Origin of the sequence: Paracraurococcus lichenis (assembly GCF_030657435.1) — a bacterium.
GTDB lineage: Bacteria > Pseudomonadota > Alphaproteobacteria > Acetobacterales > Acetobacteraceae > Paracraurococcus > Paracraurococcus lichenis.
Genome location: NZ_JAUTWS010000340.1, coordinates 1 through 1,031, shown reverse-complemented (window position 1 = coordinate 1,031; position 1,031 = coordinate 1). Strand labels below are relative to the sequence as shown.

The following is a 1,031-nucleotide window of genomic DNA, read 5'->3' as shown; positions in this document are numbered from 1 at the left end:
GTCTCAGCATCCGGGCGCACTACAACCACCTGCTCGAAGCGCCGTTTCCGGCCGCCGATCCGCCGACCGCCGACATTGCCGAGGCGCTCCGCCCGAAGCTGGCCGCCTGCCGCCGCATCAGCGTGCTGGTAATCGGGCCGTGGACGTCCTTCCTGCGCTACGCTGCGGACGTGCTGGAACGCGTCGACCGGATTGTCGCCCAGGGCCGGCCTTATCCCGACGAACTCACGTGCCAGCCGGAAGGCTTCAACTGCCGCTACGACCTCGATTCCTGCTTCGCTGCTTTCGATCTGCTGATCGGGCGGCAGCAGCGGGCCGACCGGCGGATGCGGGCCGCCTGGGTGGACATCCCGAACGCCCTGGAGCCCTGCCGCACGGCCGAGCCGGGCGTCGATGCCAGCGGCAGGCAGCTCTACGCCTTCCGGCCGGTCCCGGAGTGGATCGACGCGCTTGCGCAAGGCAAGCACATGGCGCCGGTGATCGCGGCGATGCTGCGCGCCCATCCCGAAGGCTGGGAGAAGACCTCGCTCTGGGACGATCTGGCCGCCCTCTATCTCCTCCGCCCCGATGTCTTCGCCGCCCGCGGCGGCCACCAGGAACCCTGCGTCTCTGCCGCGACCATCCGGGACATGCTGACGGCGGCACTGACCGCGGATCTACCCCACTGGCCGGCAATACGGTGACGAGGATCTCATTCTCGCCTCCATGGCGAGGCGACGTCCGACTTCGTCCCGAAACAGCTGAGTGCGACGCGAAGCGGCCCTTCGCAGGACCGCCTACACCGGCCGTGCCGGGAGGTTCAGGGAGCAAACCCTCGGTCCGGCGCTACTCGGGGATGTCCCGGGTGATGTTGAGGAAATGGAGGCGGCGTTGCCTGCCCTGAGCCGGTAGGCTCGGGGTGTCGAATCCACGAGGGGCAAGCAACGCCATGACGAGGAATAGCACATCGGCGGCCGGGGTGCCGCCATCGGCTGCAGATCGGGCGCCTGATGGGGCGACGGAGAGCTTCGAGCGGCTGTGCCTGAGGGCGG

General features: G+C 69.1%; 2 protein-coding genes. One reads left to right on the top strand and one right to left on the bottom strand.

The annotated features are described in order from the left end of the window. A partial coding sequence (locus Q7A36_RS40110) for a hypothetical protein (protein ID WP_305109378.1) occupies positions 1-683 on the top strand: 683 nt, incomplete at its 5' end. 142 nt (positions 684-825) lie between these two features. Here the strand turns inward: Q7A36_RS40110 and Q7A36_RS40105 are convergent. Further along, positions 826-1,031: hypothetical protein (locus Q7A36_RS40105; protein ID WP_305109377.1), on the bottom strand; the 206-nt coding region annotated here is incomplete at its 5' end.